This is a genomic window from Polaromonas sp. P1_G4 (assembly GCF_056405475.1).
The window spans coordinates 1-688 of the sequence record NZ_JBFUCA010001008.1 but is presented as its reverse complement, the minus strand read 5'-3'; the positions used below and the strand labels follow the sequence as shown (position 1 = coordinate 688).

The window sequence follows — 688 nt, the reverse complement described above, 5'->3', positions numbered from 1 at the left end:
GTACAAGGGCACCAAACGCCACCCAACCCTGGGCCGCGATGTGGTGGTGAGTGCGGGGGCCAAGGTGCTTGGCGGTTTCCTGGTGGGTGACGGCGCCAAGATTGGCAGCAACGCAGTGGTGATCAAGCCGGTTCCGGCAGGCGCCACGGCGGTGGGCATCCCGGCGCGCATCATTCCCTCCAAGACCGGGGAAAGCGCCGACGTCACCATTACCCAGTTTTCGGCTTATGGCATCACGCAAGAGGATGACCCGCTGTCCCAAGCCATGCGCGGGCTGATCGACAGCGCCGCCGGCCAGGAGCACCAGATCGCCCTGCTGTGGCAAGCGATTGAGAAACTCTCCGGACCGCAGACGGCCATGAGCAAGGATTGCGTGCCGCAGGACGCCGCGCTTACGGAAACCTTTGAAGCCGACAAGCTCAATCAGCTGGTCGGTAAATAAGGCAGTGAGACAGGCAGGCGAATAAGACGGGCAAAAAAAAGGAAGGGCGAGCCCTTCCTTTTTTGTTTTCGCCGTTAGGCTTCAGTTGATCAGGCGAAGCGCGAACGGCACGCGGAAGGCCTTGCCGTTGGAGGCGCCCAGTGCGCCCATGACACAGAACACCAGGTGGCAGATGCCCAGCGCCGCGAACACCAGAAAGCCGATCAGCACAAAGGTCAGGATCATTGCCGCCACATAGCCGATGGT

General features: G+C 61.5%; 2 protein-coding genes. One reads left to right on the top strand and one right to left on the bottom strand.

Going from position 1 to position 688, the window contains the following annotated elements; translation table 11 throughout:
* Nucleotides 1–442: serine O-acetyltransferase (locus AC1D1X_RS25055; RefSeq protein WP_477699596.1), on the top strand; the 442-nt coding region annotated here is incomplete at its 5' end.
* An 81-nt stretch (nt 443–523) separates the two neighbouring features.
* Here the strand turns inward: AC1D1X_RS25055 and AC1D1X_RS25050 are convergent.
* Nucleotides 524–667: a magnetosome magnetite crystal formation protein family gene (locus AC1D1X_RS25050; RefSeq protein WP_477699597.1), complete on the bottom strand. Its 144-nt coding sequence runs from the start codon at nt 665–667 to the stop codon at nt 524–526.
* Nucleotides 668–688 lie beyond the last annotated feature (21 nt).